Below are 19,918 nucleotides of genomic sequence, written 5' to 3'. Positions count from 1 at the left end.
CCGCACCTCAGGCGCCGTGCGCGGCCACGTGCCAGAGCCGTCCTTCGCCGCGGATGCCGGGCATCGCGGCGCGGATCGACCGCTCGGCGAGCTCGGGAGCGATTCCCAGGTCGACGGCATACCGGAGCGCGACCGCAGGTGTGCGCTGACCGCCGAAGTGGCAGTGGACGAGCACCCGCTTGCCCTCGGCCCGGAACTGTCGCAGCGCCGACGAGGCGTCGTCGAGGATGAAGTCGAGATGCGGGTTCGACTCCTCCTCGTCGTCCTCGTTGATCCAGAACTCGATGTGGTCACGTGCCGACATGCCCTCGGCCGGGATGTCGCGAAGCCCGAGCGGACAGAGCGAGACCACGGCCTGCACGTCGAGCTCACCCACACGTGCGAGGTCGGTGATGGTGCCCAGGATGATGTCGGGGTCGATCGGGTGGGGGACGCCGGTCGCCGGAATCGAGGGGTCGGCCATCGTCTCGACGCTGGGCCATTCGCCCACGCGGCGCCCTCGTAGGGACGCCGACACGGCGATCTCGACGAGGTCGTGGGCTCGCAGGCCCGGCCAGCCGTGCACCATGCGGCGCCACTGGGTCGGGACCGCGGAGGCGCCGTAGCGAGCGCCGAGGAGCGAGCCGGCAATCGCTGCAACGGTGTCCGTGTCGTGTCCGGCTCGCACCGCCGCCTGGAGCCCGCGCTGCAGGTGCATCGCCGAGCCGTCGCCGCGGTCGGTCGAGGTGATCGCAGCCCAGGCGTCCTGCAAGGCCGTCACGGTGTATCCGTTGTCGCCGAAGCCACCCGGGTCGGCTCCCGTGGCCGCCTCGATCCAGTCGCCCCAGCGGCCGGTGTGGCACTGGCTCACGAGGTCGAGACCGGCCGTGAGGTCGAGACGCCCCTCGGTGACCGCCACCCGAATCGCCTCGGACCACAGCACAGCAGAGTCGCCGGCCAGCGGGTCGGCATGCGTGAGCTCGGCCACGGCACGCGCGGCTCGAGCGGTGGCCTCGCGGTCGTCGAGGGTCGAGATCCCGACGATCGAGGTCCGCATCAGGGCGCCGTTGCCGGCGGTGAGCCCGGTGCGCGCGTGCAGGGCCTTGCTGGCCGCTGTCAGGCGCTGATGGGACGAGCCAGACAGCTGCCTCGCCTCGGTGAGCACCGTTCGGGTCTGGATGCCGACGTCGGTGGCCCCGCGGTCGAGCCAGGCGGTGAAGGCGTCGGCGACCGCGTCGAGTGCGGACGGCGACGCGAGGTCCACTCCCTGTGCCGCCACCAGGGCCACGCACAGCGTCATCTGGGTGTCGTCGCTCCACTCGCCCGGCTGGTAGGGCCCAAGGCCTCCCCCCTTCATGACCGCCTCGCCGACCGGTGGCGCGGCCATCTCGTAGGGCACCCCGAGTGCGTCGCCACAGGCCAGGCCGAGCAGGACCCCGGCGGCTCGGTCGACGGCGATCGGGCGGATGGACAACGGTGCTCCTCGCTGGGCGGCATACCTGGGCTGCCGGACGGGCAGCTGTCGGGGTCGGGACCTGGCAGACGTCATAGGCACCGGGCAGCAGTCGCGCATGCCCGACGGCACCCGAAGGACACCAGGCGTGAGCAGCAAAATACAGCGCCTTGCCGTCACGCCTGTGCACGGCCGCCCACATCGCTGTGCGTCAGCCGCTCCCACGCCGACCAAGTAGGCTTCCGCGCGTGCTTCAACCGCTCACCATCGTGCTGCTCGTGGGCTGCGCCGTCTTCGGGCTCATCGCCGCACATCACCTGCTACGCAAGCGGCTTGTCGACGACCCGCTGATCCTGACCGGTGGCGCGCTCGAGGTGGCCCTGGTCGTCCAGCTCGTCGTCGGACTCTCCACGTCGTCGGCAATCGCCGACGGGGCGGAGCGAGCGACCTTCATCGCGTACCTGTTCACCGTGCTCCTCGTCGTGCCGGCGGCGCTCTTCATCGCGATCAAGGAGAAGACGCAGTGGGCGATGGCCGTCGTCCTCGGCGGCGCGGTCGTCGTGGCGATCCTGGTGGCCCGCCTTCAGCAGGTCTGGAGCACCAATGTCTGACGCCGCGTCACGTCCCGAGCGGCGCCATGAGCCCGCCCAGCAGCCGGAGCAGCCGGAGCAGCCGCACACCGGTCACGGCTTCGGCCGTCTCCTGGTGGCCGTCTACGGCCTGCTGGCCCTGGCCGCGACGGGTCGCTCGATCCTGCAGATCACGGAGTACTACCACCGCGCTCCGGTGTCCTACATCCTCTCGGCGGTCGCCGCCGTCATCTACATCGTGGCCACGATCGGCCTCGCTCGCGGCGACCGTGCCTCGGTGCGGCTGGCGCGGATCGCCCTGACCGTCGAGCTCGTCGGTGTCCTCGTCGTCGGGGTCATCTCGTATGCCGTCCCGTCGGCGTTCCCCGACAAGACGGTGTGGTCGCACTTCGGCTCGGGCTACGGCTACGTCCCGCTGCTGCTGCCCATTCTCGGCCTCTGGTGGATCCACCACACCACCGCGCGTGCGGACGCGGCGACCCCGCCCGACCCGGCGCGCTCGGCCGGGTGAGCAGCGCCGATAGGGTTTCCGCCATGACTGAGCCGACCCCTGCCACCGCTGCGCCGACGATCGCGGGCCCGCTGACGGTCCGGCCGATCACCGGCGACGAGGCCGTCGAGACCCTGCTCGAGGTCGGCGGGAGCTTCCTGCAGACCCCAGCCTGGGCGCAGGCGAAGCAGGGCTGGCGGGCGACCCACCTCGGGTGGTTCGACGCCTCAGGTGCGCGGGTCGGCGCCGGCACCGTGCTGTCGCGGACCATTCCACGCCTGCGGCGCACCTATGCCTACCTCCCCGAGGGCCCGGGGCTGCCGTGGGCCGCCGTCGCCGACGACCCGGCCGCCTGGCTCGACCCGCTCGTGACGTGGGCCCGCTCTTCCGGCGCCTTCGCGCTGCGCCTGGGCTTCCCCGTGGCCTCGCGGGTGTGGGACCGCGAGCCGGTCAAGAGGCAGGTCGCGGAGGGTGGACTGCTCAGCTTCACCACGCTGCCGCCAGCGGTCGACAACCCGGTCGCCCGACGCCTGGAGGCGCATCTGGACGCGAACCAGTGGCTGCCGCTCGGTGCCGACGGCGTCGCGGTCGGGCAGCCGCGCCTGCTGTGCATCGTCGACCTCCGGGGCCGCACCAAGGACGAGCTGCTGTCCTCGATGAACCAGCAGTGGCGACGCAACGTCAAGAAGGCGGCGAAGGCCGGAGTGCAGGTGCGCGCCGTGGGCCCGGAGGGTGTGGACACCTTCCACGCGCTCTACGTCGAGTCCGCGGAGCGTGACAACTTCCTCCCGCGACCCAAGGCCTACTTCGACCTCATGGCGCGGTCCTTCTCGGCGGAGGACGGCCAGGTCTGGGCCAGGTTCTACGAGGCGCACATCGACGGCGACGTGCTCGCCTCGGCACTGATGATCCGGTTCGGCAGGACCTTCTCCTACCTCTACGGCGGCTCGACCGAGCGCAACCGCGATGCACGAGCCTCCAACGCGCTGCAGTGGCAGGCGATGCAGGATGCTGCGGACGCCGGCTGTGAGGCGTATGACTTCAGGGGCTTCAACACGTCCCTCGGCGCGACGAGCCCGCTCACCGGGTTGCTGCTGTTCAAGCTCGGTGCGGGTGCCGACGTCGTCGAGATGGTCGGCGAGCGCGAGCTGGTCATCAGCCGCTTCTGGCACTTCGCGTTCGCGCGGGCCATGGCGTTGCGGATCGCGATCAACAAACGGCGCAAGGCTGCCCGGGCGTCCGCCGACTCTGCCGACATCTGAGCTCCAGGCGCCAGACCGCCCGACGGCGAATATCGGTTCGGTCGGCGATGCAGGGCACGCCTATCCTGACGGGCATGCCCGACGAGCCCCCCACCGCGACCCCGACGTCGCGGCAGCCTCGCAGGCGCGGTGGCCGCCGCCGGCCCGGCGGGAACGGCGCGCAGGGCCCGCGGCAGGCCACACAGACGGGCCGGTCGGGACGTATGCCGCTCACCCCCGAGCAGCGTGAAGCACGCCGTACCACTCGGGCCGCCACGGTTCCCGAGATCACCTACCCCGAGCATCTGCCGGTTGTCGACCGCCGCGACGACATCGCTGCCGCGATCCGGGAGCACCAGGTGGTCGTCATCGCCGGCGAGACCGGGTCGGGCAAGACGACCCAGATCCCCAAGATCTGCCTCGAGCTCGGTCGGGGGCTCGACGGCACGATCGGGCACACCCAGCCGCGGCGGATCGCTGCCCGAGCCGTCGCCGAGCGGCTCGCGGAGGAGCTCGGGGTCGAGCTGGGCAGCGCCGTCGGGTACCAGGTGCGCTTCACCGACCAGTCGAGCCGCGACACGCTCGTCAAGGTGATGACCGACGGCATCCTCCTGGCGGAGCTGCAGCGCGACCGCGACCTGCGCCGCTACGACACGATCATCATCGACGAGGCCCACGAGCGGAGCCTCAACATCGACTTCATCCTCGGCTATCTCAAGCAGCTGCTCCCTCGCCGACCCGACCTCAAGGTCGTCATCACATCGGCCACGATCGACCCCGAGAAGTTCGCGGCCCACTTCGCCGACCCCAGGACGGGGGAGCCGGCTCCGATCGTCGAGGTCTCGGGCCGCACCTACCCGGTCGAGATCCGCTACCGCCCCCTGGTCGACCCGGATCGTCCGCAGGACGACGAGAAGGACATGATCACCGGCATCTGCGAAGCCGTCGAGGAGCTGTGGACCGAGCGACACACGGGCTCGTCGTCCGACATCCTCGTGTTCCTCTCGGGAGAGCGCGAGATCCGCGACGCGGCTGACGCGCTGAACGGGATGAAGCTGCCGATCACCGAGGTCGTGCCCCTCTTCGCGCGCCTCTCCGCGGCGGAGCAGCACCGGGTCTTCCAGGCCCACACGGGACGCCGGATCATCCTGGCCACGAACGTGGCCGAGACCTCGCTGACCGTCCCCGGGATCCGGTACGTCATCGACACCGGGACGGCACGGATCTCGCGCTACAGCCAGCGCACCAAAGTGCAGCGGCTGCCCATCGAACCGGTCAGCCAGGCGAGCGCGAACCAGCGTTCGGGCCGCTGCGGCCGCGTGTCCGAGGGTGTCGCGATCAGGCTGTACAGCGAGCTCGACTACGACAGTCGGCCAGAGTTCACCGACCCCGAGGTCCTGCGGACCAACCTCGCCTCGGTCATCCTCCAGATGACCTCCCTCGGGCTCGGCGACATCGCGCGCTTCCCGTTCGTCGACGCGCCGGACTCACGCCAGATCACCGACGGGGTCCGCCTCCTCGAGGAGCTCCAGGCCTTCGCGCCCGACGCCGAGGAGGCCTCCGCAGACGCGAGCGGGCCCGGCGGGCGGGGTCGGCGACGTCGGGGACGCCGCCTGACGGCATACGGCCGCACGATCGCGTCGCTGCCGATCGACCCGCGACACGCCCGCATGGTCCTCGAGGCCGACAAGCGGGGCGTGCTGCGCGAGGTGCTCGTCATCGTCGCGGCACTGTCGATCCAGGACCCACGCGAGCGTCCCCTGGAGAAGCAGGAGCTGGCCAACGCCGCCCACAAGCGGTTCGCCGACGAGACGAGCGACTTCGTCTCGTGGCTCAACCTGTGGTCGTACCTCCGCGAACAACAGAAGGCCCTGAGCTCCAGCGCATTCCGCCGGATGTGCAAGGCCGAGTTCCTCCACTACCTCCGGGTGCGGGAGTGGCAGGACCTTCACACGCAGGTCAAGCAGGCCGCCAAGCAGGCGGGCCTCGACGTGACCCGGGGGAGCGTGCACGGCGAGCCTGACACCGACGCCATACACCAGTCGCTCTTGTCCGGTCTGCTGTCGCACGTGGGGGTGCGAGACGAGCAGAAGCGTGAGTATGCCGGCGCGCGAGGTGCCCGTTTCGGCATCAGTCCCGGGTCGGCGCTGTTCCGCAAGCAGCCGCAGTTCGTCATGGCCGAGGAGCTCGTGGAGACGACGCGCCTGTGGGCCCGGGTCAACGCCCGCATCGAGCCGGAGTGGGCCGAGCAGCTCGGCGCGCACCTGGTCAAGCGGCAGTACAGCGAACCCCGCTGGTCGGCGCGACGGGGCTCGGCCGTGGCAACCGAACGGGTGACCCTCTATGGCGTCCCGCTCGTCGTCGGACGCGTCGTGGGTCTGGGTCGGGTCGACGCGGAGCTGGCCCGGGACCTGTTCATCCGGAACGCGCTCGTGGAGGGCGACTGGCACACCGAGCACCGGTTCCTGCGCGACAACGCCGCGCTGGTCGAGCGGCTCGGCGAGCTCGAGGCGCGGACCAGGCGTCGCGACATCGTCGTCGACGACAGCGCACTGGTCGCGTTCTACGACAAGCGGGTCCCGGCCGAGGTCGTCTCGGGGCGTCACTTCGACACCTGGTGGAAGAAGGCACGGCGGGAGCAGCCTGACCTGCTCACGTTCACCGAGGAGCTGCTGCTGCGGGACACCGCAGGCAGCATCGCCGACGCGGACCACCCGACGACCTGGACGCAGGGCGAGAACGTGCTGCCCGTGACGTACCAGTTCGAGCCAGGTGCCGAGCTCGACGGCGTCACGGTGCACATCCCGGTGGACCGGCTCAACCAGGTCACGTCCGACGGCTTCGACTGGCAGGTGCCCGGCTTTCGTGAGGAGCTCGTGACCGCGTTGATCCGGTCCCTGCCCAAGGGGATCCGACGCAACATCGTGCCGGCGCCAGACCATGCGCGGGCGGTCCTGCCGGACCTCGACCCCGGGTCAGGCCCGCTGCTGCCCGCCCTGGCCATCGCGCTGCGCCGAAGGGCGGGGGTCGCTGTGGCCGCAGACGACTTCGACTGGGCTCGGGTGCCGAGCCACCTCACCGTGACCTTCAGCGTCGACGGGCCGGACGGCCGGCCGGTGGCGGCCGGCAAGGACCTCGAGGAGGTCCGTGACCGGGCGACCCCGCAGCTACGCCGGCAGGTGCGGCGGGCCGGCTCGGACATCGAGCGCACGGGACTCACCTCGTTCCCGGACGAAGGTGTGGCCGAGACCTTCGAGAGCGCGTCGGGCGTGCACGGCTTCCCCGCGCTCGTCGACACCGGCTCGGCTGTCGACCTGCGGGTGCTCCCGACCCGCCCGGAGGCGGAGGCCGAGCATCGGCTCGGCGTTCGCCGACTGCTGCTGCTCGGTATCACCCCACCGTGGCGCCAGATCCTCGCCCGGCTCACGAACACCCAGAAGCTCGCGCTCGGCCACAACCCGCACGGCAGTGTGCCGGCACTCCTGGACGACTGCCTCGCGGCCGCGGTCGACGCCATCAGCGATGATGCCGTCGCCGGGCGCCTCGACCACACGATCCGGGCGCGCGAGGACTTCGAGTGGACCCTGTCGGCCGTTCGCACCCACACCACCGCCAAGGTCGTGCAGGTGGTCGGCCTCGTCGAGCCGATCCTCGCCAAGCACCTCACCCTGACCAACCGGCTCGCCGAGCTCGACCGGTCGGCGAGCCAGGCGATCCGGCCGATGCTGGCCGATGTGCGGGCGCAGCTGCGTGAGCTGGTGCGGCCCGGGTTCGTCGCCGACACCGGGTTCACGAGGCTGCCCGACCTCGACCGCTACATCCGCGCGATCATGCACCGTCTCGACAGGGCGCCGGAGAACCTGGCGCGAGACACCCAGGCCCTCGAGCAGGTGGATCTCGTCGAGGGACGCTACGCAGACCTGCTCGAGTCGCTCCGGCCGGCACAGCGTGGTTCCGCAGAGGTCGTGGAGATCGGCTGGATGATCGAGGAGCTTCGGGTCTCGCTGTTCGCGCAGTCGATCGGGACGGCATACTCCGTCTCCCCACAGCGCATCCTCAAGGCGATCGCGCGCATCGCGCGCTGACCGCGCGGCACAGGCTCCTCGGCGGCCGGCAGGGAATCATGGGGTGCTGCCGGGCGTTGACCATCTCAACCGCGAGAGACGAAAGGCCATACCGTGCAGGACCCGACCGAGCTCTTCCAGTTCGAGAGCGACACCTCACCGAGCATGCTGCAGGAGATGCAGGCCTCGGTGCTCGTGGTCGCCCTTGGCGGATTCATCGACGCCGGCCACACGCAGCGGCTCATGGCCGAGCAGATGCTCGAGGCGCACGAGTCGCGGGTCATCGCGTCGTTCGACGTCGACCAGCTCCTCGACTACCGCGGGCGGCGCCCGATCATGGTGTTCGACCGCGACCACTGGGCCAGCTACGACGACCCCAGCCTGCTGCTGCACCGAGTCGTCGACCGAGAAGGCGTGCCCTTCCTGCTTCTTGTCGGCCCCGAGCCGGACTACCAGTGGGCCCGGATGGTCGAGGCGGTCACCGCGCTCATCAAGGGGTTCGGCGTCAGCCTGACCGTCAGCGTCCACGGCATCCCCATGGCCGTGCCACACACGCGCCCGCTCGGGGTCACGGCTCACGGCACCAATCCGCGGCTGCTCACGGTCAACGAGCCGGCCTTCGGGCAGGTCCAGGTGCCGGCGAGCTTCTCGTCCCTGCTCGAGCTCCGGCTCGGCGAGTCGGGGCATGACGCGATCGGCTTTGCCGTGCATGTGCCGCACTACCTCGGCCAGAGCGAGTACGCCGACGCTGCCCTGCTGGGGCTGGAGCGCGTGCGCACAGCGACCGGGCTCGACCTCGACCTGCGAGAGCTCGCCGCGACAGCCGGGCTCAACCGGGCCGAGATCACCCGCCAGATGGAGGAGTCCGACGAGATCACGGCCGTGGTCAGGGCGCTCGAGCAGCAGTACGACACCTTCCTCGAGGGCCGCCGGCAGCCCAGCCTGCTCGCCACGGACCTCACGGACCTGCCGACCGCCGACGAGATCGGGGCGGAGTTCGAGGCCTTTCTCAAGGACGTCACCGAGGACGACCGTGGTGGCTCGGACCGATCCTCCGGGGACGGGTCGGACGGTCCCGACGGTGTGGACGGCACCGACTCCGACGGCCCCACGTCCGGCGGCGACCCCGCGAGCGGTCCCCAGGCCTGATCGCGGCCCCGTGAGGACGACGCGAAGCGTCGCCTCAGATCGCCGTGCCGGAGATGCCTCGGCCGTCACGCCTTGGCGTCGCTCCACCGTCGCACGACCGACGTGTCGGCGACGAACCGCACCTGGTCCGTGCCGGCCCAGGTGCGGGACGCACTCGTGAGTGACCGCTCCACCGCCGCCACCGCCGCACCCGCCTGAGTCTCGGGCACGTGCACCAGCAGCTCGTCGTGCAGACACAGCACGATCTGCCCGCCGAGCGGCCGGACCGCGTGGCGGACGGTGGCCGCCCAAGCCTTGAACAGCTCGGCCGCGGACCCCTGGATGATCGCGTTGCGTGCATAGCGGCCCCGTGCCCCCTCGGCGCCCGACCACTCCGACGTGGCCGCGCGTATGCCGTCCCGAAGCGTGTCGGGTGAGCTGTCCTGCGCCATCGGGCTGGTCAGAGCCTCCGGGCCGCTCGGCTGCGACGGTGCGGATCCGAACCGGATGAGCCGGCCGCCGTAGGTGCGGACCGGGCGGCGCGCCACGCCGTCGGCATAGGCGCGGTCGAGCAGTCCCATCGCGACGGGGTACGCGCGCTCGAGGTCCTTCAGAGCTTCACCAGCGGGACCCGAGCGCTGGCCGTACATCGCGGCAAGGACCGCAACCTTCGCGGTGGGTCGGTCTGCTCCGAGCTTGGCCGCAACCGGCGCATAGAGGTCGTCGCTGCGGGTGGCCTCGGCGAACGCCCGGTCGGCACTGACCACCGCGAGCACGCGCGGCTCGATCTGCCCGAGATCCGCCCGGACGAAGACGTGACCCGGGGCGGCGCACACGGCGGCCCGAAGCGGTGCGGGCAGGTTGTGCAAGCCGTTCCCCGCGGTCATCCGGCCGGCGGCGCCGTCGCAGGCGGTCCACTCTCCTCGCAGCCGGTCGTCGCTGCCTACGCACTCGTCCAGCCACCGGTAGCCGTAGGTCGTGGCGATCCGCTCGTCCTTGCGCCAGCGGAGCAGGGCGTCGACGAGAGGATGAGTCTGCCGGTACGGCTCCAGCACGAAAGCCCTGGTATTGGGAACCTCGACACCCACGGACTGAAGCAGCTCGCGCACCTGGCCGGGGTTGCGCAGGTCGGTCCGCTCGCGGCCGGGGGCGTGGCGCAGCACGTCGCGGTCACGCGCCGCCCGGATGCGGGCTGCGTCGGTGTCATCGACCGGACGCGGGCCCGCGGAGAGCGCGATGAAGTCCTCCGCCGTAGCGCGGTCGACAGGGAGGCCGTCCCGTTCCAGCTCGAGACAGAGCACCGCGGCCGCGGACTCGGACCAGACTGTGCGCTGCGCTCGCACGGCATCGATCTCTCCGATCGACGCCAGCGAGCTAGCCTGTGCCGCTTGACATTCCAATGCGAGCTGCGCGAGCACGCGGAGGCGGGTGGCGTCCGTTGCCCATGCTGCAGCGTCAGGTCGCAGGTGACCCTCGGGCGTGTCCAACGAGGTGTCGTCGCGCTCCGCGACGTCGAAGAGGTCGCCGTCGAAGCCGCTCAGCCGGTGGGCCCGGGGCGTCGGCACGTCCGCCTCGGGGAGTCCTCGGCACCCTGCAACCACGTGCCCGGGCGTGGCCCACCAGCCGCCGTGGATGATCCGGTGCGCCTCGGCGAGGTCCCATGACCGGGAGACATCGACGCCTGCGCGCACGACCTCGCGCAGGGTCGATCCCGCGGCCCAGACGACCCAGCGTGGCGAGACGCGCCGGTCGAGATCGGTGACGAGCTGGGCAAGTCTCTCGCGCGGGGCCGTCTGCTCGACACCCGCGCCCAGGGCACAGACCTCGTCCGGCCCGGCGACCAGCGCGACGAGCGGCGGTCCAGACGCCTTGTCACCCAAGGGATCTCGCGATCCGCGTCACAGCCTCGCGAAGGATCTCGGGTGAGGTCGCATAGTTGAGCCGGGCGTGCCCGGCGCCGCCCGAGCCATACATCGGTCCGTCGGAGAGGGCCACCCCGGCACGTGCCACGAGCTCCGTGCCCGGGTGGTCGCCCAGTCCGAGCGGTCTGAGGTCGAGCCACGCGAGATAGGTCGCCTCGGGCATCGTCAGCTCGGCTCCGGGCAGCTCGGCGTCCACGAGCTCGCCGATGAGGCGGCGGTTGGCGTCGAGCTCCGCGACCAGCCGGTGCACCCAGTCGCGGCCGTCGGAGTATGCGGCGGTCTGGGCGATGACGCCGATATGGCTGGCCCCGAACGTGACGAACATGTGCAGCCGGCGCAGGTCGTCGACAGCGCGCTCGCCGGGCACGAGCACGGCAGCCTTGAGGCCGGCAAGGTTCCATGCTTTCGACGCGGAGGTCACCGTGACGCCGCGCTCCGTGCCCGGGACGGTGAGGTAGGGCGTGAACGTGCTCGTCGAGAAGACGAGCGCCCCGTGGATCTCGTCGGAGATGACCTGCACCGAGTGCTCGTCGGCGAGCTCCGCCAAGGCCCGAAGCTCGTCGGGGGAGTGCACGGTGCCGAGCGGGTTGTGCGGGTTGGACAGCAGGTATGCCGCGCGCTCGGCCCGAGCGGTCAGGTCGGCGAAAGTCCTTGCGAGACAGTCGATGTCGAGTCGGCCTGCCCCGTCAAGCGGCGCCTCCACGATTCGCCGCCCAGCTGCCTCGACCACCTCGTAGAAGGCGTTGTACACCGGCGGACTGACGATCACGGGCCCGCCGACGTCGGTGTACAGACCAAGCAGGTGGGTGATGCCGGTCAGCACGTCGGCGACGCGCGTCGTCGCCGTCGGGTCGAAGCTCCAGCCCCACTCCGCCTCCGCGAATGATGCCAGCGCAGCGGCATACGCGTCGGTCATGGCGTAGCCCGTGTCGCCCCTGCGCACGGCCGCGGACACCGCCTCGACGACCGCAGGGCAGGGCGCGGAGTCCATCTCGGCGATCCACAGCGGGATCACGTCGGGGCCGTAGCGCCGCCATTTCACCGACGTTCGATCGCGCCGGAGGTCATCGAGGCCGGCGCCGAGGATCCTTTCGCCCATGCGCCGACCCTACGAGAGCGGACCGACGGTGTGCTGCGGGAGGGTGGCAGCGTCATGGAGCGGGGTGCCGGAGAGATTGGCCGACATCGTCGATGGCTTCGGCTGCCACGGGCCGGGCATCCGGCATACGGTGACGTGGTGGCCGTTCGTCGGCCCGATGACGCGACTTCGTGCAAGGGGTGGAGCCGGTGGGCATGTTCGGGGACAGCAACGCGGCGGTCAAGGCATCGGATGCCGCAGCCGAGGAGGCCCGCAAGCTGGCTGAGGAGACCGCGCAGGTTCGTGCGAAGGGCTCGTCCCAAGGAGGCCTGACCGCTGCTGCCACCCGCCTCGTCGAGCGGCTGGCCGACGTCGGGATCGACGGCAAGGGACCGTTCGACTCGGCCCACCAGGTCGCAGCGACGGCCCTCAAGCATGCGCGTGGCGACACGGAGCAGGCGCTCAAGATCATCCGGCACGACCACCGCCAGATCGGCGCGGTGGGCGGCTTCGTCACCGGGCTGGGTGGCTTCTTCACGATGCCGATCTCCTTGCCCGCCAACGTGCTCGAGTTCTATCTCGTGGCCACGCGCTTGACCGCGGCGACCGCGAAGGTCCGCGGCTACGACATCGACCAGCCCGAGATCCGCTCGGCGATCCTGCTCACGCTGGTCGGGGCGGACCGCAACGACCTGCTCAAGAGGGCGGGGCTGCAGGCAGGCACCGGCAGGCTCTCGGCGCTCGCCACCGACCGTTTGCCCGCTCCCGCGCTGATGGTCCTCAACAAGGCCATCGGGTTCCGGCTCCTCGGCCGGATCAGCCAGAGCACCTTCGCCCGCCTCGGCCGCCTCCTGCCGGTCATCGGCGGAGTCGTCGGCGCGACGATCGACGTCTACCTGCTCAACCGGATCGGGCGACAAGCCGCCAAGGAGTTCCCGCCCGTCGTCCCGTTCGGGCACGCATGAGGTCTGGGCTCATGGGAATCCGCTCGCACCGTCGGTCGTTGGGTCGGGCATGAAGACCGCCTCGCGAATCAAGCTGGCAGCGACCGTCGCCTCCGTCGTGCGCGCGTCGACGCGCCCGGGCTCGCCATCGCTCACCGAGCGCGCGCAGGCCGTGCCCCGCCTCGTGCGAGCGACGGTCGAGCGCAGGTATGCCGGAGTGACCCTCGGCAAGCTCGGCCTCGTCGCCGGGGCCGTGGCCTACGTGGTGTCGCCGGTCGACCTGATACCCGAGGCGCTGCTGCCGGTTCTCGGCGCGGCCGACGACGCCGTCGTGATCACGTGGGCGATCAAGGTGTTCTTCGAGGAGACCGACCGCTTCATCGCCTGGGAGATCGGCCAAGGCCTGCATCGCCCCAGCGTCTCGACCCGACGCGGGCTCGCGGCCTGGTCGCGCTACGCATCGCCCTCGGGGTCAGAGGCATCCTCGGCCACGGTCCCCGGCGCCGCGACAGGCCCGGCCGTCCCGCGGCGAGACCGAGACTTCACCGGGGCGGCGACGCCCGGAGGCGCGGAAGGTGCGGGCACCCGTGGCTCCGCTGGGGCTCGAGGTGCTCGTCCGGGGGCCGGACGCACGGATGCAGGGGCAGGGCGTGGTTCGTCGGGCACGACCGGTGCCACGGCTGGCGCCGGTGCCAGCGGCGGTCGCTCCGCGCGCACGCGCATGCCCGAAGGCATGCGCGGAGCCGCCACGGACTACGTCATGGAGTCGGTGCGCAAGCGCCTCGAGCGCTGACTTTCCACACCCCCTCGCGCACGCGCTGCTCCGTCCACAGGCGTCGTCCGAGGGGCGGCGCGGTGCCGACCGAGCCGCCAGGCTCGGGGAATGCCGAAGATCTCGTTGTCGGGTGCTGCCGACCTGTTGACCGTCATCCCTTTCCAGCTGGGGTTCCACCCGTCACGGAGCGTCGTGGTCAGCTGCTTCCACGGCAAGCGGATCGGGCTGGTCGCTCGGCTGGACCTGCCTCGCGACGATCCTCGAGGGGGCAGCCTGCGGGAGGCCGTGACCGAGGCGGTGGCCGTGCTCCTGCGCGAGAAGCCGTCCGCCGTGGCCCTTGTCGGGTTCGAGGACGAGGCCGGTGAAGCCGGCCCACTGGTCGATGCGCTCAGTGATGCCATCGAGGCGGACCGCGTCATCGTCCGCGAGCGGGTCGTCGTGCGGGATGGCCGCTGGTTCGACCTACTCAGGGGCTGCTGCCCGGAGGAGGGGCACCCCGTGCCTGATCCGAGCGATGTGCCCGCGGTCGCCTCCTTCGTCGCGTTGGGGCACGCCCCGCTCCGCGGTCGCGACGACCTGTGGCAGGTCTTCGGCCCGCTGGCCCGGTCCGATGCCCGGCACGAGCCGATCTCGTCCGCGATCGAGCAATGGCAGCAGCGGTATGTCGAGGCGGGCGGTCCGGGCGACCGGCACGGTCTCCCAGACGGCTCCGGAGCGGTCTGGAGCGAGCTAGACGGTGGCGGGGATGTCGGCCTGGGCGACGGCTGGGACGACGGCCCCGTTGACGGTTGGGACGACGGTTGGGACGACTGGTCCGTTGACGGTTGGGAGGCCTGGGACGACGGCTGGGGCGACGGCGGGGACGCCTGGGACGACGGCTGCGGCGACGATATGAGCGAAGACTCCTCGGACGATGCCGAGCGTCTCGCTGCCCGCGAGCGACTCGTGAAGGAGACGCTGGAGGCGTGGGCAGGGCTGCTGCGAGGCGACCTCGAGGGCGCCGCCCTCGAGGACCGGCTCCCAGCGATCGTCGGACCCCTGCGCGACCCCTTGGTGCGCGGGCTGATCCTTGCGTGGCTCAGATGTGACCCGGCGCTGCTCGACTCGTGGCCGACAGACCCGGCACAGTCTCTTGCGCTCCTTTTCGATGCCGCCTCGCAGCCCACGGTCCCGGTCGACCCCGGCGTCGCCCTGCCCGAGGGGGCGCAGCCCGGGCCGGGTCGCTCGCGTGCTTCCGTCCACGGCCATGAGCCGTCCGCCGGAGCCGGCAGGGTGCGCCGCCCACGGCGTGGCAAGCGCAAGCGGGGCCGGCGACTGCGCCGGGCGTCGTCCGGGGCCGCCGGCCAGGAGCGAGTGTCGGTACGCCCGGCGGCATCCAGCACGGGGAGTGACCTCGGCTGGGATGACTGGGGTGCGGCCGCCGCCGCTCAGACGATCCAGGCACGGCTCGAAGCGGCCTGTCGCCTGACCCCGGCGCCACACGCGGCGCCGCTGCTTGCCCTGGTCGCCTCATATTCATGGTGGGGAGGGGACGGAGCGCGCGCCGGGATCGCGGCGGATCGGGCCCTCGAGGCCGAGCCGGACCACGCCCTCAGCCTGCTCATCCGCGAGGCCCTGATCTGTGGCTTGCGGGCCCGGACGGCCGTCGAGTCGTCGTGACTCGCTCGGAAGCATGGCCCACGGCCCCCCGGAGCCGCGCGAGGATGCGCTCCGCACGTATCGCGTGCGTTGGCCGACTCGGTGGCTTCGAGTCCAGGTCGTGGACCGCGAGGTAAACGGCAGGCGGACGCTCGCGTATGGTGGTCCAAGGTCATGAGCACCAGTGACAAGCCCCGGCTCGCTGGTCGGCAACCCTCCTTCGCGGTGGGGTGCCCCGGGTGAGGACCTGGCCATGCCCGTCCCGGGTGTGTGCAAGCGCGAGCACCTAGGAGCAATCCGCCATGACAGTCACCGACCGGCAGCCGGTGCGTACGCGGCGTCCCGCGCGTCAGGTCGCTTCTGCGGGCGGCCCTGGCACAACCGGGGCGGCGGCACCTGTGTCGGCGACCCCAGCTGTGGTGCCGGCGGCCGCATCGGCAACAGTGGGTCCCGCCGCGAGGCTCGACGGGGCCTGGCGCGAGGGTGACCCGGCCGGAAACCGGCAGTTCGTCGACATCGGTCCCGTCGAGCTGGAGCGCGGGGGAGTGATCCCCGAGGTCCGGATCGCCTACGAGACCTGGGGCACGCTCAACAAGGCGGCCGACAACGTCATCCTTGTCGAGCATGCCCTGACCGGAGACAGTCACGTCGTGGGCGAGGCGGGTGATGGCCATCTCTCACCGGGCTGGTGGAACAGCCTCATCGGTCCCGGGAGGCCCGTCGACCCCGCTCAGTGGTTCGTCGTGGCGGCGAACGTCCTCGGCGGCTGCCAGGGCACGACTGGTCCGTCCAGCACATCCACCGACGGCCGCTCGTGGGGCAGTCGTTTCCCCTACGTCACTGTTCGCGACCAGGTCGGCGCCGAGCGCGCCCTGCTCGAGACGCTCGGCGTGCGCAGACTCGCGGCCGTCGTCGGCGGCTCGATGGGCGGGATGCGCGCCATCGAGTGGGCGGTGACCTACCCCGACGTCGTCGAGCGGTGCATCGTGCTCGCCTCGACGGCATACGCCACGGCCGACCAGATCGCGTGGTGCCAGCCGCAGCTCCTCGCGATCCGCAACGACCCGCACTTCGTCGATGGCGACTACTACGACTCGCCGCGGCGTCCGGAGGCCGGGCTTGGTCTCGCGCGCCGGATCGCACACATCACCTATCGCACGGAGACCGAGCTGAGCGCGCGTTTCGGCCGTGAGGCACAGCTCGGGGAGGACCCGCTGCGCGCGGGCGACCGGGGCCGCTTCGCGGTGGAGTCCTACCTCGACCACCACGCCGGCAAGCTTGCGCGACGGTTCGACGCCAACTCCTACCTCGTGCTCACCGAGGCGATGAACTCCCACGACGTGGGTCGCGACCGCGGCGGGGTCGCGGCCGCGCTGGCGAGGGTCACGGCCGACTGCACGGTGGTCTCGGTCGACACCGACCGCCTCTACCCGCCGCGGCTCTCGGACGAGCTCCACGTGGCCCTGCCCCGGTCTTTCCGGCGACACATCCGGTCCGACTTCGGACACGACGGCTTCCTCATCGAGGAGGAGCAGGTCGGCAGGATCATCGCCGAGGCCCTGTCCCGGTCGGCTCACTGACCAGCAGGCGGAGCCGCCGGCTGTTCGGCCGATGAAGCGGTCGCCCGAGCCGCCGGTTCGGCGGTCGCTCGCGGGCTGGTCACGGTCACCTCGCGGGCACCGCCGCGCCGCGCGCCGCGGACCCCGATTTCGGGTACGGTTCGAGCACTGGTTGTTTCCGTCCCAAGGAGGTCCGGGGAAGTGGCCATCGTCGTTGGTTATGTCGCAACCAAGGAAGGTCGCGCGGCGCTCAAGCGAGCGGCCGAGGAGTGCGTCCTTCGAGGTACGAAGCTTGTCGTCATCAGCTCCCACCGGGGCGGCAAGGACTTCGACGCGGACGAGGCCAGCATGTTCGAGGGCGAGCTCTCACGCGTCCAGTCGATGCTCGAGGAGCAGGGGCTGCAGCACGAGGTGCGCCACCTCGTTCGCGGCAACGACCCCGCCGAGGACCTCATCAGCGTCGCTGAGGAGGAGAACGCCGACTTCATCGTCATCGGCCTGCGCCGCCGTAGCCCGGTCGGCAAGCTCATCCTCGGCTCCAACGCCCAGCGCATCCTGCTCGACGCGAGCTGTCCCGTCCTCGCCGTCAAGGCGCTCTGAGCCCATTCCCGACGAGGCCAACCCAGCGCCAAGATCGAGCACGGCGCCCCGGGATCCGCTGGTCGAGAACCATCGTCCAGCCGGTGTTGCGGTCGATCGTCCCCACGTGTGGGCGCGCGGATGCGTCGTGCGTTCGCTCGGATGCCGAACAGCGTTTTATAATGTCGGAGTACCGGAATGCACGAGGCGCGACCGAGAGATCGACTCAGGGATCGACTCCGACTGGCCAAGCTCCCCCGGCACGAACCCCCATTCTCGTTCGTTGTGATGATGCATGCCCGGAGTCGGAGCGATCATCTGACGAGACCCGCGACGAAAGGCGACTGCATCCGTGCCGAAAGCAACAACCGCTGGAGCTCCCAAGACCCTGCCGAAGGTGTTCCAGCACGAGGCGATCATGCAGCTCCTGGTCAAGGGAACCAACAACGGGACCATCACCGGCACGGAGATCGCGCGCGCCCAGGCCGAGGCCGACCTCGACCTGAAGCAGATGAAGCCGGTACTGACGACGCTCGAGGCACACGACATCGAGATCGTCGTCGACGCGCCGCACTCCAGCACGAAGAAGACCCGCACGGGGACCAAGGGAGGCACAGTGGCCACCGCACGCAGCACCACGGCCGCGGCTACGAAGACCGCGACCAGCCGGACGACCGCACCCACGAAGGCCGCAGCCAAGAAGACCACGGCGAAGGCGACGGCCGCTCCGGCGACCAAGAGCGCGGCCGCGGCTGACGAGGCCGAGGTCACGAAGACTGCGACCAAGTCGGCGGCGAAGGCAACGCCTGCCGCCAAGAAGGCCGCGACGAACGCCGGTGTCGCCAAAGCGGCCGCGAAGCCCGCGGTCAGGAAGACCGCGGTGAAGAAGGCTGCGACCAAGGCCGCCGCCAAGACCACCGATGCGGCTGACGCCACGGGCGACGCCGAGGACGAGCTCGAGGCCGGCGACGCCGAGCCTGACGACGCGCCGGACGGTGAGCTCGAGGACGTCGAGGTCACCGACGAGGCCGAAGAGGCCGAGGAGTCCGAGGCCGAGGCCGAGGACCGCGAGGAAGGCGACGACGAGGACCGGCCGGCGGCGAGCGCCCCTGCGGCGGAGGAGTCCGAGGAGTCCGGCTTCGTCATCCGCGACGACGACGAGGACGACGCTCCCGCCCAGCAGGTGGTCACCGCCGGCGCGACCGCCGACCCGGTCAAGGACTACCTCAAGCAGATCGGCAAGGTGGCCCTGCTCAACGCCGAGCAGGAGGTCGAGCTCGCGAAGCGCATCGAGGCCGGGCTGTTCGCGGAGGAGAAGCTCAACTCCGGCGAGAAGTTCGACATGAAGCTCAAGCGCGAGCTGTGGTGGATCGCCCAGGACGGCAAGAAGGCGAAGAACCACCTGCTCGAGGCCAACCTGCGCCTCGTCGTGTCGCTCGCGAAGCGCTACACCGGCCGCGGCATGCTCTTCCTCGACCTCATCCAGGAGGGCAACCTCGGCCTGATCCGCGCGGTCGAGAAGTTCGACTACACCAAGGGCTACAAGTTCTCGACCTACGCGACGTGGTGGATCCGGCAGGCGATCACGCGCGCCATGGCCGACCAGGCGCGTACGATCCGCATCCCTGTCCACATGGTCGAGGTCATCAACAAGCTGGCCCGGGTCCAGCGGCAGATGCTCCAGGACCTCGGTCGGGAGCCCACTCCGGAGGAGCTCGCCAAGGAGCTCGACATGACGCCGGAGAAGGTCATCGAGGTGCAGAAGTACGGCCGCGAGCCGATCTCCCTGCACACGCCGCTCGGCGAGGACGGCGACAGCGAGTTCGGCGACCTCATCGAGGACTCCGAGGCGGTCGTGCCGGCCGACGCCGTGAGCTTCACGCTGCTCCAGGAGCAGCTGCACTCGGTGCTCGACACGCTGTCCGAGCGTGAGGCCGGAGTGGTCTCGATGCGGTTCGGCCTGACCGACGGCCAGCCGAAGACGCTCGACGAGATCGGCAAGGTCTACGGCGTCACGCGTGAGCGGATCCGCCAGATCGAGTCCAAGACGATGAGCAAGCTGCGTCACCCGAGCCGCTCACAGGTGCTGCGCGACTACCTCGACTGATCTGTAGGTCGTTCCTGTCAGGTGGCAGGGTGAAGTGCCGCCACGGCTCCTTGTCGTGGCGGCACTTCTGATCCCGGTCAAGGACCGTGAGCCCGGTTGCTCGGGCACGGTGGCCAGCGACCAGCACCAGCCCGCGAGCTCGCGGGCGGTCGCCGCATGCGCGTGCCACGGCGGGTGTCCGGCTCCAGTGTTGGTCGAGTGGGCGCTCCGTCCCACCCGTTCCAGCGGAAGGTGGGCTTTCCCCTGGGCCTCGTGGGACGGAGCGCCCACTCGACGGTGGGCACAGTTGAGACCGCATGCTCACTCGACCATCTCGATGTCGGCCGGCCTCGCGGCATACCTGCTCGGTCAGCGCTGGTCAGCCACCTGGA

General features: G+C 70.8%; 14 protein-coding genes and 1 riboswitch. Of the genes, 11 read left to right on the top strand and 3 right to left on the bottom strand.

What is annotated here, in order from left to right:
- Positions 1-7 precede the first annotated feature (7 nt).
- Entirely contained in the window at positions 8-1,453 is a 1,446-nt protein-coding gene (locus tag ACWEOW_RS08755; RefSeq protein ID WP_452268797.1) for an ADP-ribosylglycohydrolase family protein, read from the bottom strand.
- A gap of 227 nt (positions 1,454-1,680) precedes the next feature.
- Between ACWEOW_RS08755 and ACWEOW_RS08750 the strand changes: the two genes are divergently transcribed.
- The 5 genes from ACWEOW_RS08750 (at position 1,681) to ACWEOW_RS08730 (ending at position 8,966) form a co-directional block, all read left to right on the top strand.
- Positions 1,681-2,043, top strand: coding sequence for a hypothetical protein (locus ACWEOW_RS08750; RefSeq protein WP_452268796.1), 363 nt, complete (start codon positions 1,681-1,683; stop codon positions 2,041-2,043).
- A complete protein-coding gene (locus tag ACWEOW_RS08745; RefSeq protein WP_452268795.1) occupies positions 2,036-2,533 on the top strand; it encodes a hypothetical protein in 498 nt (165 codons plus the stop codon). The genes ACWEOW_RS08750 and ACWEOW_RS08745 overlap by 8 nt, the downstream gene beginning before the upstream one ends.
- A gap of 23 nt (positions 2,534-2,556) precedes the next feature.
- The gene (locus ACWEOW_RS08740; RefSeq protein ID WP_452268794.1) at positions 2,557-3,774 is read left to right on the top strand and encodes a lipid II:glycine glycyltransferase FemX; all 1,218 of its coding nucleotides are present in this window, start codon (positions 2,557-2,559) and stop codon (positions 3,772-3,774) included.
- A 74-nt stretch (positions 3,775-3,848) separates the two neighbouring features.
- Positions 3,849-7,838 carry an ATP-dependent RNA helicase HrpA gene (gene hrpA / locus ACWEOW_RS08735; RefSeq protein WP_452268793.1) on the top strand — a complete coding sequence of 1,330 codons (3,990 nt, stop codon included), beginning with the start codon at positions 3,849-3,851 and terminating at the stop codon, positions 7,836-7,838.
- A gap of 93 nt (positions 7,839-7,931) precedes the next feature.
- Positions 7,932-8,966 carry a proteasome assembly chaperone family protein gene (locus tag ACWEOW_RS08730; RefSeq protein ID WP_452268792.1) on the top strand — a complete coding sequence of 345 codons (1,035 nt, stop codon included), beginning with the start codon at positions 7,932-7,934 and terminating at the stop codon, positions 8,964-8,966.
- Between the two features lie 65 nt (positions 8,967-9,031).
- On the opposite strand, the gene ACWEOW_RS08725 is transcribed toward ACWEOW_RS08730, so the two are convergent.
- Positions 9,032-10,825, bottom strand: coding sequence for a DNA polymerase (locus ACWEOW_RS08725; protein WP_452268791.1), 1,794 nt, complete (start codon positions 10,823-10,825; stop codon positions 9,032-9,034).
- Positions 10,818-11,966: a MalY/PatB family protein gene (locus tag ACWEOW_RS08720; RefSeq protein WP_452268790.1), complete on the bottom strand. Its 1,149-nt coding sequence runs from the start codon at positions 11,964-11,966 to the stop codon at positions 10,818-10,820. Before ACWEOW_RS08720 ends, ACWEOW_RS08725 begins: the two co-directional genes overlap by 8 nt.
- Positions 11,967-12,160: 194 nt before the next feature.
- Between ACWEOW_RS08720 and ACWEOW_RS08715 the strand changes: the two genes are divergently transcribed.
- The 6 genes from ACWEOW_RS08715 (at position 12,161) to ACWEOW_RS08690 (ending at position 19,547) form a co-directional block, all read left to right on the top strand.
- Positions 12,161-12,910, top strand: coding sequence for an EcsC family protein (locus ACWEOW_RS08715; protein ID WP_452268789.1), 750 nt, complete (start codon positions 12,161-12,163; stop codon positions 12,908-12,910).
- Positions 12,911-12,959: 49 nt separating this feature from the next.
- Positions 12,960-13,682 carry a YkvA family protein gene (locus ACWEOW_RS08710; RefSeq protein ID WP_452268788.1) on the top strand — a complete coding sequence of 241 codons (723 nt, stop codon included), beginning with the start codon at positions 12,960-12,962 and terminating at the stop codon, positions 13,680-13,682.
- 90 nt (positions 13,683-13,772) lie between these two features.
- Positions 13,773-15,323, top strand: a complete 1,551-nt coding sequence (locus ACWEOW_RS08705; protein ID WP_452268787.1) for a DUF4192 family protein — start codon at positions 13,773-13,775, stop codon at positions 15,321-15,323.
- Between the two features lie 149 nt (positions 15,324-15,472).
- A riboswitch (SAM riboswitch) is annotated at positions 15,473-15,587 on the top strand.
- A gap of 17 nt (positions 15,588-15,604) precedes the next feature.
- Positions 15,605-16,882, top strand: a complete 1,278-nt coding sequence (gene metX, locus ACWEOW_RS08700; RefSeq protein WP_452268786.1) for a homoserine O-acetyltransferase MetX — start codon at positions 15,605-15,607, stop codon at positions 16,880-16,882.
- 180 nt (positions 16,883-17,062) lie between these two features.
- On the top strand, positions 17,063-17,461 hold the full coding sequence (locus tag ACWEOW_RS08695; RefSeq protein WP_452268785.1) for a universal stress protein: 399 nt from the start codon (positions 17,063-17,065) through the stop codon (positions 17,459-17,461).
- A gap of 331 nt (positions 17,462-17,792) precedes the next feature.
- On the top strand, positions 17,793-19,547 hold the full coding sequence (locus ACWEOW_RS08690; protein ID WP_452268784.1) for an RNA polymerase sigma factor: 1,755 nt from the start codon (positions 17,793-17,795) through the stop codon (positions 19,545-19,547).
- Positions 19,548-19,918: the final 371 nt, after the last annotated feature.

The organism is Monashia sp. NPDC004114, assembly GCF_053603855.1.
Note: the sequence above shows the minus strand (reverse complement) of the source record. Positions and strands in the feature narration are given on the sequence as shown.

Excerpts from the sequence above, each read along its gene's own strand:
- ACWEOW_RS08710 (WP_452268788.1), top strand. The coding sequence starts at position 12,960 with ATGAAGACCGCCTCGCGAATCAAGCTGGCAGCGACCGTCGCCTCCGTC.
- ACWEOW_RS08705 (WP_452268787.1), top strand. The coding sequence starts at position 13,773 with ATGCCGAAGATCTCGTTGTCGGGTGCTGCCGACCTGTTGACCGTCATC.
- ACWEOW_RS08745 (WP_452268795.1), top strand. The coding sequence starts at position 2,036 with ATGTCTGACGCCGCGTCACGTCCCGAGCGGCGCCATGAGCCCGCCCAG.
- ACWEOW_RS08720 (WP_452268790.1), bottom strand. The coding sequence starts at position 11,966 with ATGGGCGAAAGGATCCTCGGCGCCGGCCTCGATGACCTCCGGCGCGAT.
- ACWEOW_RS08715 (WP_452268789.1), top strand. The coding sequence starts at position 12,161 with ATGTTCGGGGACAGCAACGCGGCGGTCAAGGCATCGGATGCCGCAGCC.
- metX (WP_452268786.1), top strand. The coding sequence starts at position 15,605 with ATGACAGTCACCGACCGGCAGCCGGTGCGTACGCGGCGTCCCGCGCGT.
- hrpA (WP_452268793.1), top strand. The coding sequence starts at position 3,849 with ATGCCCGACGAGCCCCCCACCGCGACCCCGACGTCGCGGCAGCCTCGC.
- ACWEOW_RS08740 (WP_452268794.1), top strand. The coding sequence starts at position 2,557 with ATGACTGAGCCGACCCCTGCCACCGCTGCGCCGACGATCGCGGGCCCG.